This is a genomic window from Amycolatopsis sp. Poz14, assembly GCF_006704225.1.
In the GTDB taxonomy this organism is placed as follows: domain Bacteria; phylum Actinomycetota; class Actinomycetes; order Mycobacteriales; family Pseudonocardiaceae; genus Amycolatopsis; species Amycolatopsis nivea.
In genome coordinates this window covers 5,050,927-5,074,477 of the sequence record NZ_JACLHD010000001.1, presented here as the reverse complement: position 1 = coordinate 5,074,477, position 23,551 = coordinate 5,050,927, and the positions used below count along the sequence as shown (strand labels likewise).

The window sequence follows — 23,551 nt, the reverse complement described above, 5'->3', positions numbered from 1 at the left end:
GCGACCGGCTACCCAGCGACCGCTGCGGCGCGAATCACCCGTGCCCCGGCCAAAGCCGTCACCAGCAGCACCACTCCTCCCCCGAACACCGCGCTCGCCAGGAACGGCCAGACGCTGAACGCGGCCGCCGGACCGCCCGTCTTGACGATCGAGAACGGCAGCACGCACAGCACCGAACCCACGACCGCGACGACGATCGCCAGCACGGCCGCGGCGGCGGTTTCGCGCAGGAGCATGCCGCGGACCTGCCGGACGGTCGAGCCGATCAGCGACAGCGTCGCGAACTCGGTCCGCCGGTCGCCGATCGCTGCCACCAGGTTGTTGGTCAGCGCGATCGCCATGAACAGCGAAATCAGGACGACCACCAGGTAGTTGATCGACGCCAGCACCTCGGCGGTGCTGCCCGGGACGCTGTGCTGGTTTTCGATGCCCTGCATGGCGAGCGTGCCCGCGGAAACGCCGACCAGCAGGGTCAGGAAAGTGACGATCGGACGGGCGCGTTCCGGAGCCGCGCGCAGGTTCACGCCCGCCAGGTGCGACTCGGCGTTCTTCGCCCCGCGCGAAAGCCGGCCGACGATCCGGTTGGCCGCGGCGATCAGTTCCGGGGCAAGAATCGCGAACCCGATCGAGCAAAGCACTACGGCCGGACCTGTCAGGCCGGTGGTCGCGATGCTGTCGGCAGGCAGGGCGAGCACCGCGCTTGCCGAGCCGAAACCCGCTGCCAGCAACACCATTGCGGAGATCCGCCGCGGCCGCGCCGACCTGGCCCGGCGCGGGCCGGACGACGCCTCTTCCACCGGGCTCCGCCGAGCCGGGCCGCGGCTGCCGATCCACGCGGCGAGAACTCCGGCCAGCAGCACCACCGCGACGCCGAGCAGCGGCAGCCCGATGCCGGGTGCGTACGACGTACGCGGCGAGGTGAGCCCGGTCGACCGCACGCCGGTCAGCAGCAGGAGCCCGAGCAGGTAGCCGAGCCCCAGTCCGGGCAGCGCGGCCACGGCGGTGATCGCGAGGGTTTCCATCGAAACGAGCACGCGGATCTGCCGCGGCGCCGCACCGATCAGCCGCAATCCGCCGATCTCGCCGGACCGCCCGACGAGCGTGACGCCGATCGTCGACACCATCGCGAACACGACGATCGCCACCACCCAGCCGCCGAGGATCAGCGGGAACTGGGTGAGGAAGCCCCGATCGGCAGCGGCGGTGCCGCCGGAGAGGCCGGTTCCGAGCAGGGCGGTCATCGCGACCACGAGCGCCATCCCGACGAGCGCGACCAGACCGGTGGCCACCGCGGCGGCCCGATGGTGGCCGAAGAGCCGTAGAGCCAGTCTCAGCATGTCAATCCCCCTTCGATCTTGCTGTGGTCACCGGACATTCGCGCCGGATCACCGAGCACCCACGGCATTCGCGGCTCGCTCCGCGGACTCGACCAGCACCGCCATCCGGTTCGCCACCGCCGCCGCGGTGGGCCGGGCCAGCTGGTCGACCACCAGGCCGTCGGCCAGGAACAGGACCGCGTCGGCATAAGACGCGGCCACCGGGTCGTGCGTCACCATCACGATCGTCTGTCCCCGGTCCGCCAGATGCCGCAGCAGGCCCAGTACTTCCCGCGCGCTGCGGATGTCCAGCGCGCCGGTCGGTTCGTCGGCGAACACCACCTCCGGGTCCGTCACCAGCGCCCGGGCCACGGCCACCCGTTGCTGCTGGCCGCCGGAAAGCTGTCCCGGCCGGTGTCCCCCGCGCTGCGCGAGGCCGACCTGCGCCAGCAACGCCGCAGTGCGCTGCGGGTCCGGAGCACGGCCGTCCAACCGCAGCGGCAGTTCGATGTTCTCCTCCGCGGTCAGCGCGGGCAGCAGGTTGAACTGCTGGAACACGAAACCGATCCGCTGACGGCGCAGTTCCGCCAGCCGTGGTTCATCCAAAGTGGACAGATCCGTGCCGTCCAGTTCGACGGTCCCCTCGGTCGGGGTGCGCAGACCAGCCGCACAGTGCAGCAACGTGGTTTTCCCTGAGCCCGACGGGCCCATGATCGCGGCGAAAGCACCGCGCGGAACGTCCAGGTCCACGCCCCGCAGTGCGCCGACCGGGCCGCCTTCGCCGTCGAAGCGGCAGCGCAGCCGCCGGATGCGGATCGCGGGTGCGGTCATCTCGAGTCCTCCCAGAGTTATGAACGATCGTTTAAAACGAACGTTTACCTGATACGGTAGCACGCGTGGGACACCGCGAGAACCTGATCACCGCCGCCCGGGAATGCCTCCTCAAGGCCGGTTACGCGCGCACTACGGTGCGCGACCTCGTCGCCGCCTCCGGGGCGAACCAGGCGTCGATCAACTACCACTTCGGGTCGAAAGAACAGCTGCTCACGCAGGCGCTGCAGGACCTCAACGCGGAGTGGGGCGAGCTGCTGTTCGCCGTCCTCTCCGATCCGGACGACGAGAAAGCCGGGCCGGAGCGGCGCTGGGCGCGGATCATCGAGTCCATTCAGGAGCACCGCGAACTGTGGTTCGTGAACTTCGAGAGCGTCAGCTACTTACAGCACGACGAAACGATCCGGAAGATCAACGCGGAGGGCCAGCAACAGGCGCGCGTCTCGCTCGCGAAGGCCTTCGGCGACCTCGGACCGGACGCCGACCCGAAGGACGTCCACGCGATCGGCGCGCACTACTACTCGCTGCTCGTCGGGACCGCGCTGCAGTGGCTGACCGATCCGGAGAACGCTCCCTCGGCGGCAGACGTCGTCCGCGCCGACTGGCGATCGCTCTAACCCGGAGCAAGCGCGGGCCTCGTCAACGACCGGCAAGGTGAACAACCCGAACTGACCGAGGAAATCCCGCCGTCCGCAGCCGAGTTCGCCCCGCGCGGAGCCGCGGCCGACCGTCGCGCCGCCACACCGGCACATCACGCTGACGTCACGGATCCCCGGCCCCCGCGGCTGCTCCGTTGACACGTCAGCCATCCGGGTGACATGATTCCGCCACCGCTTGGAAACGTTTCCAAACCATCCAGAGCGTAGCTTGGAAACGTTTCCAACAGCGGTTTCCGCCGCTGTTGCTGTGTCCGACTGGGAGGGACGATGACGTCAACCCGAGCCACGCTGATCCAGGTGGCCGAGCGCGCCGGCGTGTCGCTGGCTTCGACCTCGCGCGCGCTGCACGGGTCCGGCGCGAGCAAGGCGATGGTCGAGCGCGTGCGGGCCGCCGCGGCGGAGCTCGGGTACAGCGCGGACGCGATCGGGCGGTCGTTGCGGCTGAAGAAGACCTCGCAGATCGCGTTCGCGGTGGCGGACATCGGCAACCCGGTCTACGTCGAGATCATGCGCGGCATCCACGAAGTCCTGGCACCGCACGGGTACCGGGTCGTGGTGATGTCCACCGGGGACACCGCGGCGTCGACCGCCGAGCTCATGCACAGCCTGCACGGCGGGTTCGTCGACGGGATGATCGTGATCCCGCTGCGCACCGACGACGAGCTGATCGAGCAGATCGGCCGGGCCCCGGTGCCGGTCGTGGTGATCGGCCGGGCGATGAGCGACCGCGGGATCAGTTCGGTCTCCACCGATTCCGCGGCCGGGATCGGCGCGGCGGTGCAGCACGTGGTTTCGCTGGGCCGTCGCCGGATCGGGTTCCTCAACGGGCCGCTCGACACCACGCCGGGCTCCTCGCGCCAGCGCGGATTCGACGAGGCAGTGTCCGCAAAGGACTTCTCCGCGCAGACGGACGTCGAGGTCGCCGCCGATTTCACTGTCGCGGCGGGGATCGAGGCGGCGCGGAAGCTGCTCGACCGTCCACAACGGCCGGACGCGATCGTCGCCGCCAACGACCTGCTCGCCATCGGAGCCATCCGCGCCGCCCACGAACTCGGGCTCAGCATCCCGCGCGACGTCGCCGTCACCGGGATGGACGACACCGAGCTCGGGCAGGTTTTCCTGCCCCGGCTGACCAGCGTGTCCCTCGGTTCGGCCGAGCGCGGGCGCGCCGCCGCCCGGCTCATGCTCGGGCTCACCGACGACGCGGAGGCTCCGGCGCAGCAGATCTCGGTCGGGACCGAGCTGTTCGTCCGGGAGTCCACCCGGGAATCCACTCCGGACCAGACCGCGGAGGACGCAGAATGACCACCGCGACGCAGCCGCGGGTCGCCCCCGCTCCCCCGCCGCGCCCGAAGAAGACCACCCAGGCCCGCACCCGCCGGCGCGAGGCGATCGCGCTGGTGATGCCGTCGCTGATCCCGATCCTGGTGCTGTCGGTGGCCCCGCTGGTGATCGGCATCGTGCTCGCCTTCACCGACACCCGCCTGGTGCGGCATCCGGACTTCGGCTTCGCCGGGATCGACAACTTCGTCCGCCTCGGCGGGAACTCGCTGTTCTGGGACTCGCTCCGGATCGGTCTGATTTGGACGGTCGGAGTGACCGTCCTGCAGCTGGCCGCCGCGATGGGTCTCGCACTGCTGCTCAATTCCGGCCTCAAGCTCCAGGGCCTCACGCGGGTGCTCGCGCTCATTCCGTGGGCGATGCCGCCGGTGGTCGTCGCGATCATGTGGCAAATGATTTACTCGGCCAACGGCGGTCCGCTCAACGCGTTCCTCGGCAGCATCGGATTGCCGGACGGAATCAACTGGCTCGGCGATTTCAACACCGCCCTGCCCGCGGTGATCGTGGTCGGCGTCTGGGTCGGCATGCCGCAGACCACCGTGACGCTTCTCGCTGGCCTGCAACAGATCCCGGCTGAACTGCACGAGGCGGCAGCGGTGGACGGAGCCGGGGCGTGGCGGCGGTTCACCGCGGTGACCTGGCCGAGCATGCGCCCGATCGTCAGTTCGATCACTTCCCTCAATTTTATCTGGAATTTCAATTCCTTCTCGCTCGTTTACGTGCTCACCGCGGGCGGCCCGGGCGGAAAAACCATGGTTCCGGTGCTGTTCGTTTACCTCGAAGCGTTCAAGAACCGCGAAATCGGCTACGCCGCCGCGATGGGGCTGGTCCTCGTGATCGTGGTCGTCGCGCTGCTCGCGATCTACCTGCGGTCGCAGTTCCGCGGCGACCGCCCGGAAAGGGGGCGGTGATCCATGCGCTGGTCCGTGCGCCCCGCGCAGTACCTGGCTCTCGTGCTGTACCTGCTGTTCCTCGGTTTTCCGCTGCTGTGGCTGATTTCCGCGTCGGTGAAGTCGTCGGCGGAGCTGAACTCGCTGTCGGTCAACCTGATCCCGAGCGAATGGCATTGGGACAACTACGGCGAGGCGCTCTCCCGCCAGGGCCTGCTGCATTCTGCGTTCAACAGCCTGCTGGTCGCGCTGGCCAGCACGGTACTCGCGATCCTGATCTCGGTGCCCGCGGCCTACGTGCTGGCGCGGCTCAAGGGCAAGCTGCGCGTCGCGGGCGTCACCTGGATCCTGGTCAGCCAGGTGTTCCCGGTGGTGCTGGTGATCCTGCCGCTGTTCCTCGTGCTGCGGACGCTCGGCCTCGCCGACAGCCTCGTCGGGCTGACGCTCGTGCACACCACCTACATCCTCCCGTTCGCGCTGTGGATGCTGCAGGGCTACGTCGCGGCGATCCCGGTGGAACTCGAGGAGGCCGGGGCGATGGACGGCGCGAACCGGTTCACCGTGCTGCGCACCATCGTGTTCCCGCTGCTGGCCCCCGGCGTGGTCGCGACGGCGATGTTCAGCTTCGTGTCGTCGTGGAACGAGTTCTTCTTCGCGCTGGTGCTGTTGCAGTCGCCGGAGAACTACACGCTGCCGATCACGCTGACCATGTTCATCGGCGGCGAGGGCAAGGTCGCCCTCGGTCCGCTGGCCGCGGGCGCGGTGCTCGCGGCGATCCCGAGCATCGCCTTCTTCAGCCTGCTGCGGAAGCGGCTCACCGGCGGCCTCATGGCCGGGGCGGTGAAGGGATGAGCCCCAACCCCATCGGAAACAGTTCGAAAGGTCGGTCGATGAAGACACGACGCGCGGCAGTCGCCGCCAGCCTCGCCCTCACCAGCCTGCTCGCCGCCGCGTGCGGCGGCAGCGGCGGGGACAGCGGGGACGGCGGCCCGGTCACCCTCACGTTCCAGTCCCTGTCGGACCAGCCCGCCGCGATCGCCGCCACGAACAAGATCGTCGGGGCGTGGAACCAGGCGCATCCGGACACGCAGGTGAAGGTCGTCCAGGCCGGCTGGGACAGCGCCTACGACAAGCTGATCACCCAGTTCAACGCGGGCACCGCGCCGGACATCGTGCACTACGAGGCGGCCGGGATCGGCCCGTTCGCGACCGACGGCTACCTCGCCGACCTCTCCCCGTATCTGTCCGAGCAGAAGCGCGCGGACATCCCGAAGGGCGTGCTCGACTCGGTGACGGTCGACGGCAAGGTCGTCGCCTACCCGACCGAGCTGCAGTCCTATGTGGTCTTCGCGAACAAGAAGCTGCTGGAGCAGTCCGGCGCGCAGCTCCCGACCGGCGAGACGATGACCTGGGACCAGCTGCGCCAGATGGCCAAGACCGCCACGAAGGACGGCAAGTACGGCCTGGGCTGGGGCCTGTCGAGCCCGACCGCGACGTTCGTGGCGATGGCCCCGGCGTTCGGCGGCAAGTACTTCGAGGGCACCGGCGACCAGGCGCAGATCACCGTCGGCCAGGGCGAAATGGCGCTGCCGCAGCTGGTGCACGACATGAACGCGACGGACCACTCGATCCTGCCGGTGACGCTGACCCAGTCCGGCGGCAAGGCGCTGGCCCCGTTCTACGCGGGCCAGGTCGCGATGACCGTCCAGGGCTCCTACCAGGCGGCGAACATCGAGAAGGACGCGCCGAAGGACCTCGACTGGGTCGCGCTGCCGCCGATCGCGGGTCCGGCCGGACCGGCGCAGGCGGCGAACCCGCAGACGCTGTCGGTCAACAAGGACTCGAAGCACGTCGAGCAGGCCGCGAAGTTCCTGGACTTCTTCACCAGCACCGAGAACCTCGCCGCGCTCAACGAGGCCGACACGCTGATCCCGGCGAGCAACTCCGCTCGCGAAGCGCTGGACAAGAAGCTCGGCGCCAAGAAGGGCTGGAGCACCATCCTGGCCTCGGGCAAGTACCTGACCTCGGCGCCGTATCTGTTCGCCGGCAAGTACGCGCAGTGGAAGGACACTGTCGCGACGCCCGCCTACCAGCGCTTCCTGGCGAACCAGATCGACGCGAACACGCTGGCGCAGCAGCTGAAGGACGGCTGGAAGAGCGTCGGCAAGTGACCGCCGCGCCGGGGCCGGGCGCTTGCTCCGGTCCCGGCGCGCACGACAGGCGCGGGCCGCATGCCCGTGCCGGGGAATGAAGGGACAAGCCGGTGACCTGGCTGGAGGACCGCGCGGTGGCAGTGATCACCGGCGCGGCAGTGGGGGACGCGCTCGGCGGCGCGACCGAAGGGTGGACGCCCGAGCAGATCGAGGAGCGCCACGGCGGCCGGGTGACCGGGATCGTCCCGCCGTGGTACCCGAACTGGCGGGACGCCCGCCCGATCGCGCCGTACCACAAGGGCGACGGGCACATCACCGACGACACCTTGATGACCCGCGCGATCGTGGAGGTGTACGCGAAACGTCGCGCGCACCTCGACGCGTACTCGATGGCCGAGGACCTGGTGCCGCTGATGATCGGCGAACCGCGCTGGGTGCCGGAGCTGGAGTCGACGGCGCTGTTGCTGCAGCGGGTTTTCCTCGCCGAGAAGTGGATCGTCGCGAAGCTGCATTACGGGCATGTGGACCCGCGTGAGGCGGGCGTCGGCAACATCGTGAACTGCGGTGCGGCGATGTACATCGCACCGGTCGGGGTGGTGAACCCGGGTGATCCGCAGGCCGCGTACGCCGAGGCGATCGACCTGACCGCGCCGCACCAGTCGAGCTACGGGCGGGAGGCCGCCGGGGTGCTGGCCGCGATGGTCGCCGCCTCGGTCGCGCCGGGTGCCTCGATCGACGACGTCGTGCAGGCTGCGCTCGCGGTGTCGCACGACGGGACGTTGGCGGCGATGCGGGCGGTGGTCGATGCCTTCCAGGGGTGGAACGCCGCGCCCAAGACCGACGACGAAGAGCGTGCGCTCGCGCGGAAGATCCGCGAGGTGGTCGCGCCGTTCGATTCGGTCGGGCCGGAGTACCGGCAGATGTCGATGGACGCGCGGCGGCCGTCGCGGACCAAGGCGATCGAGGAATTGCCCGCCGCGCTGGGGTTTGTGCTGGGCCATCAGGGCGATTACCGCGGTGCGGTGCTGGCTTCGGTGAACTACGGCCGGGACGCCGATTCGATCGCGTCGATGGCGGGTGCGCTCTGCGCCGGTCTCGGCGGGGCGGCCTCGGTGCCGGACGAGTGGATCGACCCGATCGGCGAGGCCAGCAAGATGGACCTGCGCGAGACCGGGCGGCTGCTCGCTTCGGCCGCGGCGGACATCGTCAAGGCCGACCGCGCGCGGGTCCAGGCGCGGCTCGCCGCTCTCGACGCGCTGGCCGCGGCATGAGGCTGACCTGGGCGCAGCCCGAAGACCTGCTCGCGCACGAGTTCGTCCAGTCCACTGTGGAGGGCAAGGACGTGACCTCGGTGCGGGAGCGCTGGATCGCCGCCGGCGGTGATCCGGTGCCCGCGGTGAGCGGGGCAGGACCGCGGCCGGCGCCCCCAGCGTTGCGGGCGCTGGCCCGGACGCTGCTGGACGAACTGGCCGCGCTCCCCTGCCCGCCCGCGCCGCACGAGCCGGACGGATGGGACGAGATCGTGGCGCTGCTCCCGCCCGCGCCGGTGCTCCCGGCCCCCGCCGCGGACCGCGCGCTCGGCGCGTGGACCGGCCGGGCGGCGGGATGCCTGCTCGGCAAGCCGGTGGAGAAGATCCCGCGAGAGGGCATCGAGGAGATCCTGCGCGCGACCGGACGCTGGCCGCTGGACCGCTGGTTCACCGCGGTCGGCCTGCCGGACGACGTTGCGGCGCGGTGGCCGTGGAACCGGCGGTCCGCGCCGACTTCGCTGGAGGAGAACATCTCCGGGATGCCGGAGGACGACGACCTCAACTACCCGATCCTCGCGCTCACGCTGCTGGAACGGCACGGCCGCGAGTTCACCGCGGACGACGTCGCGCAGCTCTGGCTGGAGCAGCTTCCGGCCGGGCGGGTGTTCACCGCCGAGCGCGCCGCGTACCGGAATCTGCTGGACGCGCGACCGGTGCCGGAGACCGCGACGCACCTCAACCCGTTCCGCGAGTGGATCGGCGCGTTGATCCGGACCGACGTCTTCGGCTGGGTCTCCCCCGGCGACGTCCGCGGTGCCGCGCGGCTCGCGTGGGCGGACGCGCGGCTCAGCCATACCCGGAACGGCATTTACGGCGCGATGTGGGCGGCTGCGCTCGCGTCGGCGGCGATGGTGTGCGACTCCGTCCACAGTGTCCTCGATGCGGCGGAAACCGTTCTGCCGCCGGACAGTCGGCTGGCCGAAGCGGTGCGGTTCGGGCGAGAAGCCGCGGCTTACGACGACGGGCTGGACCGGTTGCATGCCCGGTACGGCGGCCTGCACTGGGTGCACGTGCTGAACAACGCGGCGGTGATCGCGTACGCGCTGGCCTGCGGCGATGGCGACTTTGGGCAGAGCATCTCGCTCGCCGTCACGGCTGGATGGGACACGGATTCCGCGGCCGCGACGGTCGGCGGCGTGGTCGGTGCGCTGGTGGGGCTCGACGGGATCGGCGAGCAGTGGACGAAGCCGCTCGACAACCGGATCGCGACGTCGTTGCCCGGCGGCGAGCAGCGGATCACCGACCTCGCGGCACGAACGGCCGGGGTGCCGAGATGACTGGGCGAGTGGTGGTGGTCGGGTCGGCGAATGTCGATCTGGTGGTCGACGTTCCGCGGCATCCGGGCGCGGGCGAGACCGTCCTCGGCGGCGATTTGCGGCGCAGTCCGGGTGGCAAGGGAGCCAATCAGGCAGTCGCCGCTTCGCTCGCCGGTGGCGCGGAGACGACCTTCCTCGGCGCGTTCGGGCCGGACGACGGCGCGGACTTTCTGCTGGCGTCATTGACGGACGCCGGGGTACGGACGGACCTGGTGTCGCGAGTGGACAGTGCGACCGGGACCGCGTTCATCATGGTCTCGCCGGACGGCGAGAACTCCATTGTGGTCGCGCCCGGGGCCAACTCGCGGCTCTCGCTTGCCGGGCAGCAGTTGGAGCGGATCGCCGCGGCGGACGTCGTGCTCGCGCAACTGGAGATTCCGATCGAAGCCGTGACCGCTGCCGCCGCGGCCCGGCGAGCTGGCGCCCGGATGGTGCTCAACGCCGCGCCGTCCCGGCCGCTGCCGGATCTCGACCTCGACGTGCTGGTGGTCAACGAGCACGAGGCGGCCGACCTGGCGGGTGCGTCCGGTGCGCCAGAGGAATTGGCCCGGATGCTGCAACAGCGCGCACCCGCCGTGGTGATCACGCTCGGCGCGGCCGGTTGTGTTGTCGCTGAGCAGGACATCGTGCACCTGCCCGGCTTCCGAGTGTCCCCGGTGGACACCACCGGTGCCGGGGACACGTTCTGCGGCGTGCTCGCGGCGGCGCTCGCCGAGGGGCGTCCGCTCCGCGAAGCCGCCGAACGCGCCGGGGCCGCCGCAGCGCTCGCCGTCACCCGGCCCGGCGCGCAATCCGCTGTCCCGACCGTCGCAGAGGTCGCCGAGTTCGCGGCCGGAGGAAACGCCCGATGACCTACGTGTTCGACCCGCTCGTCCCGCGCCCGATCGACCGGCCGACCGAGGTCCCGCTCGGCGCGCCGCTCTCCCCCGAGCAGCTCGCGGCGCTGGACGAGGCCAAGATCTTCGTCGGCCCGGCGGATCCCGCCGACCGGCCGGAATGGCGGGCCCGGCTGCGGCAGTGGCGTGCCGACGCGCACGAGCGGCACAGCTACCACGGCCGCGCCTACGACCGGCCGGAAGCCGCGTGGGCCGCCGGATGCCACACGGTCGCGCAGGTATGGCTGTGGGACGAGTTGCTGTATTCGTTCGAGGAGCACCGGTTCACGCCGGAGCGGTTCCTCGCCGACGCGCACCAGCGGTTCGGCGGCCTCGACGCTGTCGTGCTGTGGCACGCGTACCCGGTGATAGGCCTCGACGACCGCAACCAGTGGGATTTCTACCGCGACGTGCCCGGTCTCCGCGAACTGGTCGAGACGTTCCATTCGGCAGGCATGCGGGTGTTCGTGGACTACAACCCGTGGGACGTCGGCACGCGCCGCGGCGAGGACGACGCCGTGGAACTGTCCGCGGTGCTGGCCGATTTCGGCGCGGACGGCGTCTTCCTGGACACTTTGAAGAAGGCTGACCCCGCGCTGGTCGAGCAGCTCGAACGCGCGCGGCCCGGGGTCGTGCTGGAGGGCGAATCGAAGCTGCCGGTCGAGCGGATCGAGGACCATTCGGCGTCGTGGGCGCAGTTCTTCGCCGATTCGCCGGTCCCGGGCGTGCTGCGTTCGCACTGGTACGAGCGGCGGCACATGCAGCACCACGTGCGGCGATGGCACCGCGACCACACCGAGGAGCTGCAGTCGGCGTGGCTGAACGGCGTCGGCGTGATGGTGTGGGAAGTCGTGTTCGGCGTGTGGGTCGGATGGTCACAGCGGGACGCAGCGACGGTGCGCCGGATGGTGTCTGTGCAGCGTGCGGCGGGTGAACTGCTGCGCGAGGGCGAGTGGACGCCGCTGGCGCCGCTGACGCCCGAGGCCGAAGCCGCCGGGGTTTACGCGTCGCGCTGGGAACTCGGCGACTGGACACTGTGGACGGTGGTGAACCGCTCCGACTCGGACTATCTCGGGTCTGTTGTGGACGGTCCGGTCATCGATCTGTTCGCCGACGGACGCGTGCCCGCGCGCGGCATTTCGGCGTTGCTGCGGGTCGCCGATGGCGCGGCGGAGCCCTCGTGGCTGTCTCAAGTGGCGACGCTCCCGCACGATCCGGACGCGCGTTTCCCGCATCGGCTCGCGTCGCGGGTCCAGCCGCAGCCGACGAACGGTACACCCGAGGACGACGCGGTCGTGGTGCCTGCCGGGCCGTATGTGCTGACGGTCCGGTACCGCGGCCGCGAGACCGGGATGTACCAGGGCGCGCCGTATGTGGACGAGTGGAAGCCGCTGCCGCCTCGGCTGCACGACGCCCGGACGCTGCAACGCGACGGTTCGCTGGCGTCGCCGGTCGCGGTCGCCGCTGCCGAGGTGACGAACGGCGAGTTCGCGAAATTCCTTGCCGCTACCGGGTATCAGCCGGTCGAGCCGCACCGGTTCCTCGCGCACTGGGCCGAGGGCCGTCCTCTCGCCCCGGACGAGCCGGTGACCTTTGTGGACCTCGACGACGCACGGGCGTATTGCGCGTGGCGCGGCGGCCGGTTGCCGACCGAGGACGAATGGCAGCTCGCCGGGGAGACCGGCGGGCTGCGGCGCGGCACGCCCGCGGTGTGGAACTGGACCGAAAGCGAACACTCCGACGGGAGGACCCGGTTCGTGATGCTCAAGGGCGGCAGCGATTACCGCGCCGAGGGTTCCGAGTGGTACGTCGAGGGCGGACGGCACGCGCCGGACTACAGCGTGAAGCTGCTGCTGCCCGGGTTGGGGCTGGCGCGCGGCGCGACCGTCGGCTTCCGCTGCGCATGGGACGTGCAGCGATGACCGTGTCGAGGGAAGCATCCGCCGGGGCGCTTGCCGGGCTGCGGGTGGTGGACGCGTCGACGTTGTTCGCCGGTCCGATGGCCGCGATGCACCTCGGCGACATGGGCGCTGAGGTGATCAAGGTCGAGCATCCGTCGCGACCGGACCCGTCGCGCACGCACGGGGTGGCCAAGGGCGACGTCAACCTGTGGTGGAAGACGTTGGGGCGCAACAAGCGCACCGTCACGGCGAACCTGAGCAGCGACGGCGGGCGCGAGGTGTTCCTGGCGCTCGCCGAGACCGCGGACGTGGTGATCGAGAACTTCCGGCCGGGCACGCTCGAACGCTGGGGGCTCGGCTACGAGGAGCTGTCCGCGCGCAACCCCGGGCTGGTTCTCGCGCGGGTGACCGGATTCGGCCAGTTCGGGCCGTACTCCCCGCGCCCCGGTTTCGGCACGCTCGCCGAGGCGATGAGCGGATTCGCCGCGGCCACCGGCGAACCGGACGGGCCGCCGACGCTGCCGCCGTTCGGGCTCGCCGACGGGGTCGCGTCGCTGGCCACCGCGTACGCGATCATGGTCGCGCTCGCCGGGCGGACCGCCAGCGGTCGCGGCCAGGTCGTGGACGTCGCGATCATCGAGCCGATTCTCGCCATGCTCGGACCGCAGATCACGCGATGGGACCAGCTCGGCACGGTCCAGCCGCGCACCGGCAACCGGTCCACGAACAACGCGCCGCGCAACACCTACCGCACGAGCGACGGGCAGTGGGTGGCGGTGTCGACGTCGGCGCAGTCGATCGCGGAACGCGTGGTGCGGCTGGTCGGCCGTCCGGAACTCGCGGACGAGCCGTGGTTCGCGACCGGCGCGGACCGGGCGGCGCACGCGGACGTGCTGGACGAGGCTGTCGGCGGCTGGATCGCGCAGCACACGCGGGACGAGGTCGTGGCGGCCTTCGAGGAAGCGCAGGCGGCGGTCGCGCCGATCTACGACGCGGCCGACATCGTCGCCGACCCGCAGTTTCGTGCGCTGGGCACGATCCACGAGATCGAGGACCCGGAACTGGGCACGACGTTGATGCAGGGGCCGCTGTTCCGGTTGTCGGACAACGACGGCGTCATCGGCTTCACCGGACGTCCGCACGGCGCGGACACCGACGAGGTGCTCGGTTCGCTGGGCTTCACGGCGTCGCGGATCGCCGAGCTTCGGGCGGAAGGAGCGGTATGACGCCCGCGCTGACCCTGCTCTACGTCCCCGCCGACCGACCCGACCGCGTCGCCAAAGCCCTCGCCTCGGACGCCGACGTCGTGCTGGTCGACCTCGAAGACGCCGTCGCTCCCGCGCAGAAGGACGCCGCACGGGACAACGCGATGCGGCTGTTGGCCGAGGTGCCCGCGTCGCGGCCGGTGCAGGTGCGGATCAACCACCCGGACACGCCGTGGCACGCGGCGGACGTGGCCGCGGTCGCCGCACTGCCGACATGGGTGGGCACGCGGCTGCCGAAGGTCGAGAGTTCGCTCGATGTCCGGTCGCACGCCGATGCCTTGCCGGGGCGGGAATTGCACCCGCTGATCGAGTCGGCGCTCGGGGTGGAGCGGGCGCTGGAGATCGCGCTCGCTTCCCCGCAGACGGCGTCGCTCGGGCTCGGCGAGGCGGATCTGCGGTCCGACCTGCGGCTCGCCGACGAAGCCGGGCTCACCTGGGCGCGCAGCCGGATCGTGAACGCCGCCCGCGCCGCGCGGCTGCCCCCGCCGGCGATGTCGGTGTACGCGAACGTCCGCGACCTCGACGGCTTGGCGGAAAGCTGCCGGGCCGGGCGCGCGCTAGGTTTCCGCGGCCGCACGGCGATACACCCGATGCAGCTGCTGACGATCCGCGCGGCTTTCCTGCCGACGGCGGAGGAGGTCGCGCGGGCGCGGGAGGTGCTGTCCCGAATGGACGGTGCCACTCAGGCCGGGGTGGGCGCGATCGCGCTCGCCGACGGGACGTTCCTGGACGTCGCGATGCGGGACCAGGCCCTCGCGGTGCTGGCGCTCGTCTCCGACTAGGCCTTGTCCGCGGAAACCAAGCGCAGCAACGGGTCGAAGCGGGCCGGGCCCTCGGTCGTCAGCTGCACCGGTTCCGCGACCGGCTGATATCCGGTCACGACGACGGTGTACTCGCCGGGGAACAGGTCCTCGACGGTGTAGTGGCCCGCCTCGTCTGTCACCGTGACGCGCTGGACCTGGCCCTTCGCGTCCAGCACCGCGACCTGCGCGCCCGGGAACGGACCCCGGACCGCGTGCACGGTGCCGGTGAGCCGGACCGACCGCGCCAGTTCGACATCCTCGCGCACCGGCTCGGCGCCAACCTGGACATGGCGAGCCACCGGCTCCCGGCCGCCTGCCTGGACCAGCAGCAGATACGAGCCCGCCGGAGCGTCCAGGGCGAACGTGTTGTCCGCGCCGGTGGTGGTGCGGCGTACTTCGTGGGTCTCCAGGGACGTCAACGAAACAGCCGCGGTTTCCGCGGGCGCGAGGCCGCTCACCGCACCGGAAACTGCCGCGGGCGGCGCACTTTGCGTTGTGCTGCGGCGTTTGCGCGTCCGCGACAGCAGGATGTCCACGACACCGAACAGCAACGCGAGCCCGACCAGCGCGGTCGACCCGATCAGCCCGAGCGCGGTCGCCGAGTGGTAGTCCCCGTGCGAACGCCCGAGCTCGCCGAAGAACAGCGACCCGCCGAGCGCGGTGCCGACCGCGGAACCGATCCGCTGACCGGTCTGCAGCACGCCGGCCGCGGTGCCGCCTTCCGCGGGCGGGACTTCTTCCAGGGCGAGCGTCGAGTTCGGCGAAATCACCAGCCCGCTGCCGAACCCGCCGACGAACAACGGCCCGGCCAGCACGAACGCGGTGTTCGCGCCCGAGTAGTCGCGGACGAGCCACGCGGTCGCGGCGAGCCCGATCGCCACGAGCAGCGTGCCGAGCACGACCATCGGCCTGCCGAACCGGTGCACGAGCCGCCCGCCGATGGTCGGCGAGATCGCCGAGCCGATCGCGAACGCGAGCATCGCCGCGCCCGCCTGCAGCGCCGTGTAGCCGAGGCCCTGCTGGAAGAAGAGCGTCAGGACCAGGAAAATCCCGGTGAATCCGGCGAAGTAGACCATGCCGAGCGCGGAACCCATCGAGTAGCTGCGCACGGTCAGCAGCTTCAGGTTCACCAGCGGCTGCTTGCCGCGGTTGCCGAGCCAGCGCTCCCACAGCACGAACAGCACGAGCAGCCCGGCCGCGACGCCCATCAGCCACCAGCGCGGCGCGGCCGCCTGTTCCTCTTCCTCGATCAGCGGCAGCATCACCAGCACGACCGCCACGCCGAGCAGCACGCTGCCGACCAGGTCCGGCGTCCGTTTCCGGCCGCTGCGCGCGTCCTTGGGCAGCAAGCGCAGCCCGAACAGGATCGCGAGAATCCCGATCGGCAGGTTGACGTAGAACACCCAGCGCCACCCCTGGTCGACGCCGATGCCCTGGATCAGCAACCCGCCGAGCACCGGCCCGATCGCGGTGGAAAGCCCGACCGTCGCCCCGAACGCGCCGAACGCCTTGCCCCGCTCGCGCCCGGAGAACAGCTGCTGCATCAGTCCGATGATCTGCGGGTTCAGCAACCCGCCCGCGACGCCCTGCCCGAGCCGCGCGACGACGAGCCAGGTGGCGTTCGGGGCCGCCCCGCAGAGCACGCTGGTAGCCACGAACAACGCCAGCCCGAGCAGAAACATCCGGCGGCGCCCGTAGTCGTCGCCGAGCCGCCCCGAGGGCACCAGCGCGAGCCCGAACGTGAGCGCGTAGCCGGACACGACCCACGAGACGTCCGCGGGCGTCGCGCCGATCCCGTGCTCCATCGAGGGCAGCGCGACGTTGACGATGCTGACGTCGAGCAGCGTCATGAACCCCGCGATGAGGCACACCCACAAGGCGCGCCAGCGCTGCGGATCGGGCTCGGATGAAGGCGAAGCGTGCACGGACCGTCCTGATTCGAGACCGGTAAGATAATTACTGGTGTTAGAATACTCGCCCATGCCAGCGGAGCGGGACCACGTCGACGGAGTCATGGCGCAGATCACCGGCGTGCGCGAGGAAGACCGGGTCAGCAAGGCGCTGAGCTTCCGCCTGCTGCGCGCCGCCCGGCTGCTGGAAACGGAACTGCGCCGCGAATTCGACGCCTTCGGGGTCGGCCTGTGGGAAGTGGAACTGCTGGGCGCCCTCAAACGAGCCGGTCCCCCGTATCGGCTTTCGGCCGGGCAGCTGCTGGACAGCATGCGCCTGACGTCCGGCGGGGTCACCAAACGCGTCGCCGGACTCGAACGCAAAGGCTGGGTCCGCCGCGACATCGACCCGGCCGACCGACGGCAGATCCTGGTGAGCCTCACCGACGAGGGACTGGCGCGGGCGCAGGAGGTGTTCGGGATGAAGACGCAGACGGAGGCACGGTTGCTGGGGGTTTTGCCGCGCGCGGAGCAGGAGCGGATGAATGCCGGGCTGCGGGAGTTGCTGCTGGACTGGGAAGGACCTGACGGGCGGGGGTGATCGGTTGGGGGCCGCAGCCATCGTCGCCACGGCGGATGCGCCGTCACGCGCGCTCACCTGCACCCGGTGCCGCGAAGCTCCCAGCCGGGCAGACTTCCGCACGCCGCGGCAGCCATCGCCGCCACGGCAGACTCGCCGCCACCCGCACGCCACGGCAACTCACCCCGCCACGGCCAACCTCCCGACCCGGCAGACTCCGCACGCGACAGCCGCCATCGCCGCCACGACAGACTCGCCGCCACCCGCACGCCACGGCAACTCACCCCGCCACGGCCAACCTCCCGACCCGGCAGACTCCGCACGCGACAGCCGCCATCGCCGCCACGACAGACTCGCCGCCACCCGCACGCCACGGCAACTCACCCCGCCACGGCCAACCTCCCGACCCGGCAGACTCCGCACGCGACAGCCGCCATCGCCGCCACGACAGACTCGCCGCCACCCGCACGCCACGGCAGCCCGCCCCGCCACGGCCACTTCGCACGCGGCAGCCGCCATCACCGTCACGACAGACTCATCGTCACGCGCACGCGGCCACAGCCCGCCTGCCGCGGCGCGCTTCCGTGTCCCGCAGACTCCCCGCACGCGGCTCTCGGCACCCGGCAGACTCGCCGCGCACGGGACCGGCCAACGCCACCGCGGTCTCGCGCGCGGACTGTGTCAGCCTCGCCGTCAAACAGGTTCCCCGCACACGGCAGCAACCAAGTCGGCGACGGCTCGTCGTCCGGCAGACGCCCGTCGGCGCCCGCGAACTCCCGGTAGACAGCTCCGCCGACGACACCCGCCGCGGGATCGGGCCGCGGGCTCAAGCTCCGGTGAACTCCCAGCACGTCGCTCCGTGTGGTTCCTCCGAAGCGACTCCCACCGCGCGGCGCAGGGTGAGCCGGTACAGGTGCCACGGCGGCGGGCCTGCGCTCGGAGCGCTGAAGGGTGCCGTCAGAGCATCCCCGGACGCCGTCGCTGGCCAGCCGCCGGAGCGGTAGACCTCGGCTAGGTGCGCCACGGTGTCGGTGTCCACCACGCGGTGGGCGTCGCCCTCGAGGACCAGGTCCAGGCCGCGCAGGCGTACCGAGATGCTGCACGCCGGGTTGGCCGCGAGGTTCCGCGAGCGGCGCGTGCCCGGGCCGCCGACGAAGTACAGGGCGTCGTCCACCCAGACCGCGCCCACGCCCGCCGAGTGGGGGCGGCCGTCTGGGCGGACGGTCGCGACGAAGAACGTCAGGTCGGCGGTCGGGGTGTCGGCGACCAGGACGTCGCGGGCGCGGCTCCACGGCAGCGGGGCGTTCCCGTAGCGGTCGAGGTTGCGGGTCGAGGTCGGTTCGTAGTCAGTCATGCCTATGCGTCGAACGGGGCGGCGTCGAATCGACACGGCCCCGCGAGCAGAGACTCAGGCGACTCCTAACGGGGCAGGGTGGTAGCGGAAACCGTCGCTGGCGCGGTCGATTCGTCCGGGCCCGAAATGCGCGGGCAGGAGAAGGGCGTCTCGTTCGACGGCCAGTTCGCACAGCGTCCGTCGGGACTCCGCGGCAGCGACTGGGTCTACGTCGCCGCCTTGGGCCAGTGTCAGGTCCGAGAACTGGAACGGGTGGTGCAGCACATCTCCGCTCACCAGCGCGTGCTGACCGCCGCCGCTGAGTTCGGCGATCAGGTGGGCGGTGGTGTGCCCGGGCAGGGAACGCAGGGTAATGCCATCTGTTACCTCGTATGGGAGGTCGATCAATTCGACCAGGCCTGCCTCCACCACCGGGAGGACGCTGTCTTCGAATGTCCTCGCCAGGTCGGCTGCCACCCCGCCTTCGGGGGCCGCGGCGTGCACCTCTTGCAGCCAGGCGTATTCGTCGGCCGCGATCAGGTACCGGGCGCGTGGGAAAGTCGGGTCCCACGAACCGTCGACCAGTTGAGTGAAGCCGCCGCAGTGGTCTGGGTGCAGGTGGGTCGCGATGACGACGTCGACGTCCTCCGGCATGACGCCCGTCGCGGCCAGGCGGTCCAGGTACGGCGTGTCGAACTGGTGATGTGCCAGCAGGACCGGGCGTTCCTTCGCGTTGCCGTTCCCGGCGTCGAAAAGCACCGTCTGGTCCGGCGTGCGCACCAGGTACGTGGTGATCGACAGGTCGAGGTGGCCGCGGTGGTCCCCCAGTTGTTCGGGCGTGACAGCCGGGAACAGCTCGGCGGGGGCGAACGGCCAGTGGTCCAGTTCGGTGACCGCATCGATTCGCAGCGGCCCGAGCGTGACGGTCATCGGGGCACCGCGGCCATCGCCTCGATTTCCACGGCCAGCTCCGGTTTCGCGAGCGCGGACACTACGATCAGCGACTGCGTCGGCCAGTCGCTCTCCGGGAACCAGCGGCTGAACACGTCCCCCGTCGCGGCGCGGAAACCGGGCAGGTGCTCGGTGCCGGCGACCATGCTGAAAATCTTCACCAGATGCTCCGGCCCGGCGTCTGCCGCGGCGAGCACGCGTTCGATGTTCGCCAGCGCCTCGCGCGTCTGTGCTTCCGCGTCCGGCCCGGCGAGCGTGCCGTCCGGTCGTGCGCCGATCTGCCCGGCCACCACGACCAGCTCGTGATCAGCAGGAATCTGCGCGAGGTGGCTGTAGCGGCCGACCGGGCCCGCGACCGTCTCGGGATTCCAGCGCTTGCTCATCAGGGTTCCCCTCCCTTGGTTCGTGCCCACAGTTCACCACGAGGCACCGACAAAAACGGCCGAGGTCAGCCGATCGCGACCACCAGCTTGCCGAACTGGTCCCCCGCCGCCAGATCGGCCAGCGCACGCGGCCCGTCGGCCAGGTCGTAGACGTGGTGCACCACCGGACGTACGCGATGTTCCGCGACCAGCGCGACCATCTGCGCGAACTCCCGCGCGCTGCCCATCGACGTGCCCAGCAGGCTGATCTGGCGGAAGAAAAGATTGCGCAGCGACAGCGCGACATCCGGGCCGGTGGTCGCGCCGAGCGTCACCATCCGGCCGCCGGAGCGGAGGACGGAGAGGCAGGCGTCGAAGGTCGCCGAACCGATGCTGTCCACGACCAGGTCCACCGGTGCGCCGAGTTCGGCGGCCCAGTCGCCGCCGCTGCCGATCGCGCGGTCGGCACCCAGTTCCGTTGCCCTGGCGAGCTTTTCGGGGCTGCGGGAGGTGACGCTGACCGTCGCGCCCACGGCTTTCGCCATGGCGAGGGCGAAAGTCGCAACTCCGCTGCCGATGCCGGGCAGCAGCACGTGTTCCCCTGCGGTCAGCCCGCCGCGAGTGAACAGCGCCCGGTACGCGGTGAGCGCGGCCAACGGGAGGGCGGCGGCTTCGGTCCAGCTCAGGTGTTCGGGTTTCGGCACGACATTGCGCGCCGGGACGACGACGTATTCGGCCAGCGTGCCGTTCGTCGGCACTCCGAGAATGGCGGGGACTTCCGGGACCACGTCCGGCTCGGCCCAGTCGAGGGACGGGTTGATGACGACCTCGGTACCAACCTCGACGGCGGCGTCCGCACCGGCGGCGGCGACCACTCCGGCACCGTCCGAGCCCAGCACGGTCCAGGGGTCAGCCGGGCCGCGACTGTCCACGATGAACAGATCCCGGTGGTTCAGCCCGGCCGCCTTCAGCCGGACCAGCACTTCACCCGGACCGGGCGCCGGTGCCGGAACCTCCGCGACCCGCACCCCGCCGACTCCCGCCGCGCCCTCGTGGACGACTGCCCGCATCGCGTTTGTTGTCACGTCCGCGAACCTAACAGCCGCCCGCGCCCGCTGCCGACCTGGCGCGAATCCCGTCACAGCAGGGAATTTTCCGGTCCAGCCCGCAGTATGCCGACCGGTCCGAGCCGTTCTTTTTTCACTAGGCTAACTTGGATCTATGACTCCCCGCATCGCCGCCGCGGCCCCGTTCGCCGTGCTCGGCCTCGGGTGCGCGATCGCTGGCGGGCTGGCGTCCGCGGTCATCGCCCCGCAGCCGACGCCGCATGGTGCGTGGGCGGTCGCGTACTTGGTCCTCGTCGGCGGGATCGCCCAGCTCGGACTCGGGGTCGGGCAGGCATTGCTCGCCCCGGCGCTGCCGTCCCGTCGGCTAGTCGCCGCCCAGGTCGCGGCTTGGAATCTTGGAAATGCCGTCGTACTAGGCGGAACGCTCTCCGGGGTGACGCCCGTGGTGGACGTCGGCGGCGCGGTTCTGGTCGTCGGCTTGGCACTGCTGGTTCTCGGCGTGCGCGGCAGTTCGCCGGACGGTCGCACCCGGTGGGTCCGGCACGGTTTCCAGGCGCTCGTCGTGCTGCTGCTCGTCAGCATCCCGGTCGGACTCGTCCTCGCGCGGATCGGCCCGACCTGAGTCCCAGGTCACGCCCGCAAGCCCGTTCTTTTGCACTAGTATTCTCGTAAATACTCTTTCCGGGAGGTTCCCGTGACCGGCTCGTCCGAGGTGTACATCAGCGGCACCAGCACCGACCCCGCGTTCCGCGCCAGCGAAGCCCTCCGCGCCGAATCCGGCCGGGTGCTGGCCCAGTACCGGGAAAAAGCCGCCGTGGTCACGGAACTTCAGCTCGACGGCAGCGCCCGCGAGGAGGCCAACGCCCGGCTGATCGAGTTCGCGACGGGCCGGTTGACCGAGTACCTGTCCGCCGCGGACCGCGTCCTCAACGCGACCGCCGCCGGCGCCCCCGCGACGCGCCTGCTGGTCCGCGCCTTGCGGCGGATTCAGGACGCCGTGCTCCGCACCGTCGAGGAACTGCGGGAATCCGACACCTCGGCCCAGGTCAGCCATGCCGCGCAGGCATTGGACGCGCTTCTCGGCGCTTATCTCGACGCCGAAACCAGCGTCCTGCTGCCCGCGCTGGCCGATCTCCCCGGCGCCGACGTCCCCATCCTGGTCAACGACCTCCGCACCCTCCTCGACGGCGGCGAACTGGACCGCGCGGAAGTCCTCGACGTCCGCGAAATCCCGCACGGCACCCGGCATCCGCGCATCTTCGGCCGCTACGCGCGGCTCGCGCCCGGGGAATCGTTCGTGCTCGTCAACAACCACGACCCGAAGCCGCTGCGCCGCGAGTTCACCGCCACGCACGGCGAGGATTTCACGTGGGAGTACGTGGAATCCGGGCCGGAGAAGTGGCAGGTCCGGATCGGCCGCGCCGCGGTCCCGGCCTGACCCCCGATACCCGCGCCGACCCCCCTTCGGCGCGCCTCCCCGCGGCGGCCGGTCTCCCCCGCCCCGGCCGCCGCGGACCGGCTTGCTGTGCAACGGGAAACACGCACCCGGCTGCTGCGCTTTGCGGGCGGAATTGCGTTGGTCACCGCGAATCCGCGTCTCGCGCCTGACTGGCCGTTGCAGACGGGCTTACCCGTGCATCAGAGAGTCCGCGCAGCCACGCGCTTCGCAGACGGAACTTCGTTAGTCGCCCGCGAATCCGCGCATCACCGGCCGCCGCAGACCTGCCTGCTGCGCGTCACCGCACTTCCCGGACGAAAATCCATTGACCACCGCAAATCCACGCCCGCATCTAACCGGCAATCGCGAACTGCTTGCTGTGCAAGAGAAGACGGTCACCGCACTTCGCAGGCGGGGTTTCGTCGACCCCCTCGAATCCGCTCCCTAAGCGTAGCCGCTGCATCTCGCTGACGGAGTCTCACTTGGTCACTGCGAATCTGCGACCGGCCACGGAATATCAAGCGATGCGCATGGTCAGCGACGACGCTTACCAGCAGGCTTCAAATGCGCCAAACACAACGACGGCTCGACAAACGCCTCCAACCGCTCCGCCGTCAGTGGCGCTCGCACCTCCTCCAGCACCCCGCGCATCAGCCCGAGATGCAACCCGCACACCACGTCCCGGCGTTCTTCCGCGATCTCGCGGAACGGGCAGTGCCGCAACCGGATCACCGGCTGCTCTGGAGAACCCGACGGGTCCGGAGCGAAGCCGGCGTCGCTCAGCACGGTGGACAGTCGCCGGATCCCCTCGGCCTCGTCGACGCGGTGAGTCGGGGGCGGGCGGTCGGCCAGGTAGCGGCCCCACGCTTCGCCTGCGGATTCCGCGGCTTTCCCGGGGTCGGCGACGTTTTCCGCGATCAGGCCGGTCAGCATTTCGGCGAGCAGGCGGTAGCTGCGGCGGCCCTCGGCTGCTTCCTCGGCGATCGCGGCGTAGACCGTCCGCGGGCGGCCGGGGCGGGTGCGGTCTTCCGTTCGGCGTTCGGCGAGGCCGGATTCGACGAGGCCGTCCAAGTGGAACCGCGCGGTGTTGGCGTGCAGGCCGACCTGCTCGGCGACGTCCTGCACCGCTACGGGAGCGTCCGCCGATCGCAGTGCGGCCAGCACTCGGGCCCGGCTCTCGCCCAGTGCGCGGGAGGCGGGCGGATCGGTCAGCGTCTGCTCGCTCATGCCGACCAGTTTAACCGAGTTGAATGAGGTTTTCTCCGCCATTC

Annotated in this window: 22 protein-coding genes; 14 read left to right on the top strand and 8 right to left on the bottom strand. The window is 70.7% G+C overall.

Annotated features, from left to right (window positions below; translation table 11 throughout):
- Positions 1-8: 8 nt before the first annotated feature.
- Together FKO37_RS24075 and FKO37_RS24070 are read right to left on the bottom strand one after the other, a co-directional pair.
- The gene (locus tag FKO37_RS24075; RefSeq protein ID WP_238605832.1) at positions 9-1,337 is read right to left on the bottom strand and encodes an FtsX-like permease family protein; all 1,329 of its coding nucleotides are present in this window, start codon (positions 1,335-1,337) and stop codon (positions 9-11) included.
- A 48-nt stretch (positions 1,338-1,385) separates the two neighbouring features.
- Complete coding sequence (locus FKO37_RS24070) at positions 1,386-2,147, bottom strand: ABC transporter ATP-binding protein (protein ID WP_238605831.1); 762 nt, start codon at positions 2,145-2,147, stop codon at positions 1,386-1,388.
- A 65-nt stretch (positions 2,148-2,212) separates the two neighbouring features.
- On the opposite strand from FKO37_RS24070, the gene FKO37_RS24065 reads away from it, so the two are divergent.
- From FKO37_RS24065 to FKO37_RS24015, 11 genes are all read left to right on the top strand, one after another.
- Positions 2,213-2,764 carry a TetR/AcrR family transcriptional regulator gene (locus tag FKO37_RS24065; protein WP_238605830.1) on the top strand — a complete coding sequence of 184 codons (552 nt, stop codon included), beginning with the start codon at positions 2,213-2,215 and terminating at the stop codon, positions 2,762-2,764.
- A gap of 309 nt (positions 2,765-3,073) precedes the next feature.
- On the top strand, positions 3,074-4,111 hold the full coding sequence (locus tag FKO37_RS24060; protein WP_134727381.1) for a LacI family DNA-binding transcriptional regulator: 1,038 nt from the start codon (positions 3,074-3,076) through the stop codon (positions 4,109-4,111).
- Entirely contained in the window at positions 4,108-5,058 is a 951-nt protein-coding gene (locus FKO37_RS24055; RefSeq protein WP_134661721.1) for a carbohydrate ABC transporter permease, read from the top strand. Before FKO37_RS24060 ends, FKO37_RS24055 begins: the two co-directional genes overlap by 4 nt.
- A 3-nt stretch (positions 5,059-5,061) precedes the next feature.
- The gene (locus FKO37_RS24050; protein ID WP_043828767.1) at positions 5,062-5,889 is read left to right on the top strand and encodes a carbohydrate ABC transporter permease; all 828 of its coding nucleotides are present in this window, start codon (positions 5,062-5,064) and stop codon (positions 5,887-5,889) included.
- 38 nt (positions 5,890-5,927) lie between these two features.
- Positions 5,928-7,208, top strand: a complete 1,281-nt coding sequence (locus tag FKO37_RS24045) for an ABC transporter substrate-binding protein (RefSeq protein ID WP_037811492.1) — start codon at positions 5,928-5,930, stop codon at positions 7,206-7,208.
- Positions 7,209-7,300: 92 nt separating this feature from the next.
- A complete protein-coding gene (locus FKO37_RS24040) occupies positions 7,301-8,461 on the top strand; it encodes an ADP-ribosylglycohydrolase family protein (protein ID WP_238605829.1) in 1,161 nt (386 codons plus the stop codon).
- Positions 8,458-9,777, top strand: coding sequence for an ADP-ribosylglycohydrolase family protein (locus FKO37_RS24035; protein WP_037811489.1), 1,320 nt, complete (start codon positions 8,458-8,460; stop codon positions 9,775-9,777). The genes FKO37_RS24040 and FKO37_RS24035 overlap by 4 nt, the downstream gene beginning before the upstream one ends.
- Positions 9,774-10,667, top strand: a complete 894-nt coding sequence (locus FKO37_RS24030) for a ribokinase (protein ID WP_037811488.1) — start codon at positions 9,774-9,776, stop codon at positions 10,665-10,667. The genes FKO37_RS24035 and FKO37_RS24030 overlap by 4 nt, the downstream gene beginning before the upstream one ends.
- Positions 10,664-12,613: an SUMF1/EgtB/PvdO family nonheme iron enzyme gene (locus tag FKO37_RS24025; protein WP_238605828.1), complete on the top strand. Its 1,950-nt coding sequence runs from the start codon at positions 10,664-10,666 to the stop codon at positions 12,611-12,613. The genes FKO37_RS24030 and FKO37_RS24025 overlap by 4 nt, the downstream gene beginning before the upstream one ends.
- Positions 12,610-13,818: a CaiB/BaiF CoA-transferase family protein gene (locus tag FKO37_RS24020; RefSeq protein WP_238605827.1), complete on the top strand. Its 1,209-nt coding sequence runs from the start codon at positions 12,610-12,612 to the stop codon at positions 13,816-13,818. The genes FKO37_RS24025 and FKO37_RS24020 overlap by 4 nt, the downstream gene beginning before the upstream one ends.
- The gene (locus FKO37_RS24015) at positions 13,815-14,639 is read left to right on the top strand and encodes a CoA ester lyase (RefSeq protein WP_238605826.1); all 825 of its coding nucleotides are present in this window, start codon (positions 13,815-13,817) and stop codon (positions 14,637-14,639) included. Before FKO37_RS24020 ends, FKO37_RS24015 begins: the two co-directional genes overlap by 4 nt.
- On the opposite strand, the gene FKO37_RS24010 is transcribed toward FKO37_RS24015, so the two are convergent.
- Positions 14,636-16,585: an MFS transporter gene (locus FKO37_RS24010; protein WP_238605825.1), complete on the bottom strand. Its 1,950-nt coding sequence runs from the start codon at positions 16,583-16,585 to the stop codon at positions 14,636-14,638. The two genes, FKO37_RS24015 and FKO37_RS24010, sit on opposite strands and share 4 nt — an antisense overlap.
- A 55-nt stretch (positions 16,586-16,640) precedes the next feature.
- Between FKO37_RS24010 and FKO37_RS24005 the strand changes: the two genes are divergently transcribed.
- Positions 16,641-17,150: a MarR family winged helix-turn-helix transcriptional regulator gene (locus FKO37_RS24005; RefSeq protein ID WP_037811479.1), complete on the top strand. Its 510-nt coding sequence runs from the start codon at positions 16,641-16,643 to the stop codon at positions 17,148-17,150.
- An 805-nt stretch (positions 17,151-17,955) separates the two neighbouring features.
- Here the strand turns inward: FKO37_RS24005 and FKO37_RS24000 are convergent.
- From FKO37_RS24000 to FKO37_RS23985, 4 genes are all read right to left on the bottom strand, one after another.
- The gene (locus tag FKO37_RS24000) at positions 17,956-18,483 is read right to left on the bottom strand and encodes a pyridoxamine 5'-phosphate oxidase family protein (protein WP_238605824.1); all 528 of its coding nucleotides are present in this window, start codon (positions 18,481-18,483) and stop codon (positions 17,956-17,958) included.
- A 54-nt stretch (positions 18,484-18,537) separates the two neighbouring features.
- Positions 18,538-19,392, bottom strand: a complete 855-nt coding sequence (locus FKO37_RS23995; protein WP_238605823.1) for an MBL fold metallo-hydrolase — start codon at positions 19,390-19,392, stop codon at positions 18,538-18,540.
- Entirely contained in the window at positions 19,389-19,796 is a 408-nt protein-coding gene (locus FKO37_RS23990) for a RidA family protein (RefSeq protein ID WP_238605822.1), read from the bottom strand. The genes FKO37_RS23995 and FKO37_RS23990 overlap by 4 nt, the downstream gene beginning before the upstream one ends.
- Before the next feature lie 65 nt (positions 19,797-19,861).
- Positions 19,862-20,860: a zinc-binding dehydrogenase gene (locus tag FKO37_RS23985; protein ID WP_238605821.1), complete on the bottom strand. Its 999-nt coding sequence runs from the start codon at positions 20,858-20,860 to the stop codon at positions 19,862-19,864.
- Positions 20,861-20,996: 136 nt separating this feature from the next.
- On the opposite strand from FKO37_RS23985, the gene FKO37_RS23980 reads away from it, so the two are divergent.
- Entirely contained in the window at positions 20,997-21,464 is a 468-nt protein-coding gene (locus FKO37_RS23980) for a hypothetical protein (RefSeq protein WP_037811474.1), read from the top strand.
- A 72-nt stretch (positions 21,465-21,536) separates the two neighbouring features.
- Positions 21,537-22,280, top strand: a complete 744-nt coding sequence (locus tag FKO37_RS23975) for a DUF2249 domain-containing protein (protein ID WP_037811473.1) — start codon at positions 21,537-21,539, stop codon at positions 22,278-22,280.
- A 534-nt stretch (positions 22,281-22,814) separates the two neighbouring features.
- Here the strand turns inward: FKO37_RS23975 and FKO37_RS23970 are convergent.
- Positions 22,815-23,507, bottom strand: coding sequence for a metalloregulator ArsR/SmtB family transcription factor (locus FKO37_RS23970; protein ID WP_238605820.1), 693 nt, complete (start codon positions 23,505-23,507; stop codon positions 22,815-22,817).
- Positions 23,508-23,551 lie beyond the last annotated feature (44 nt).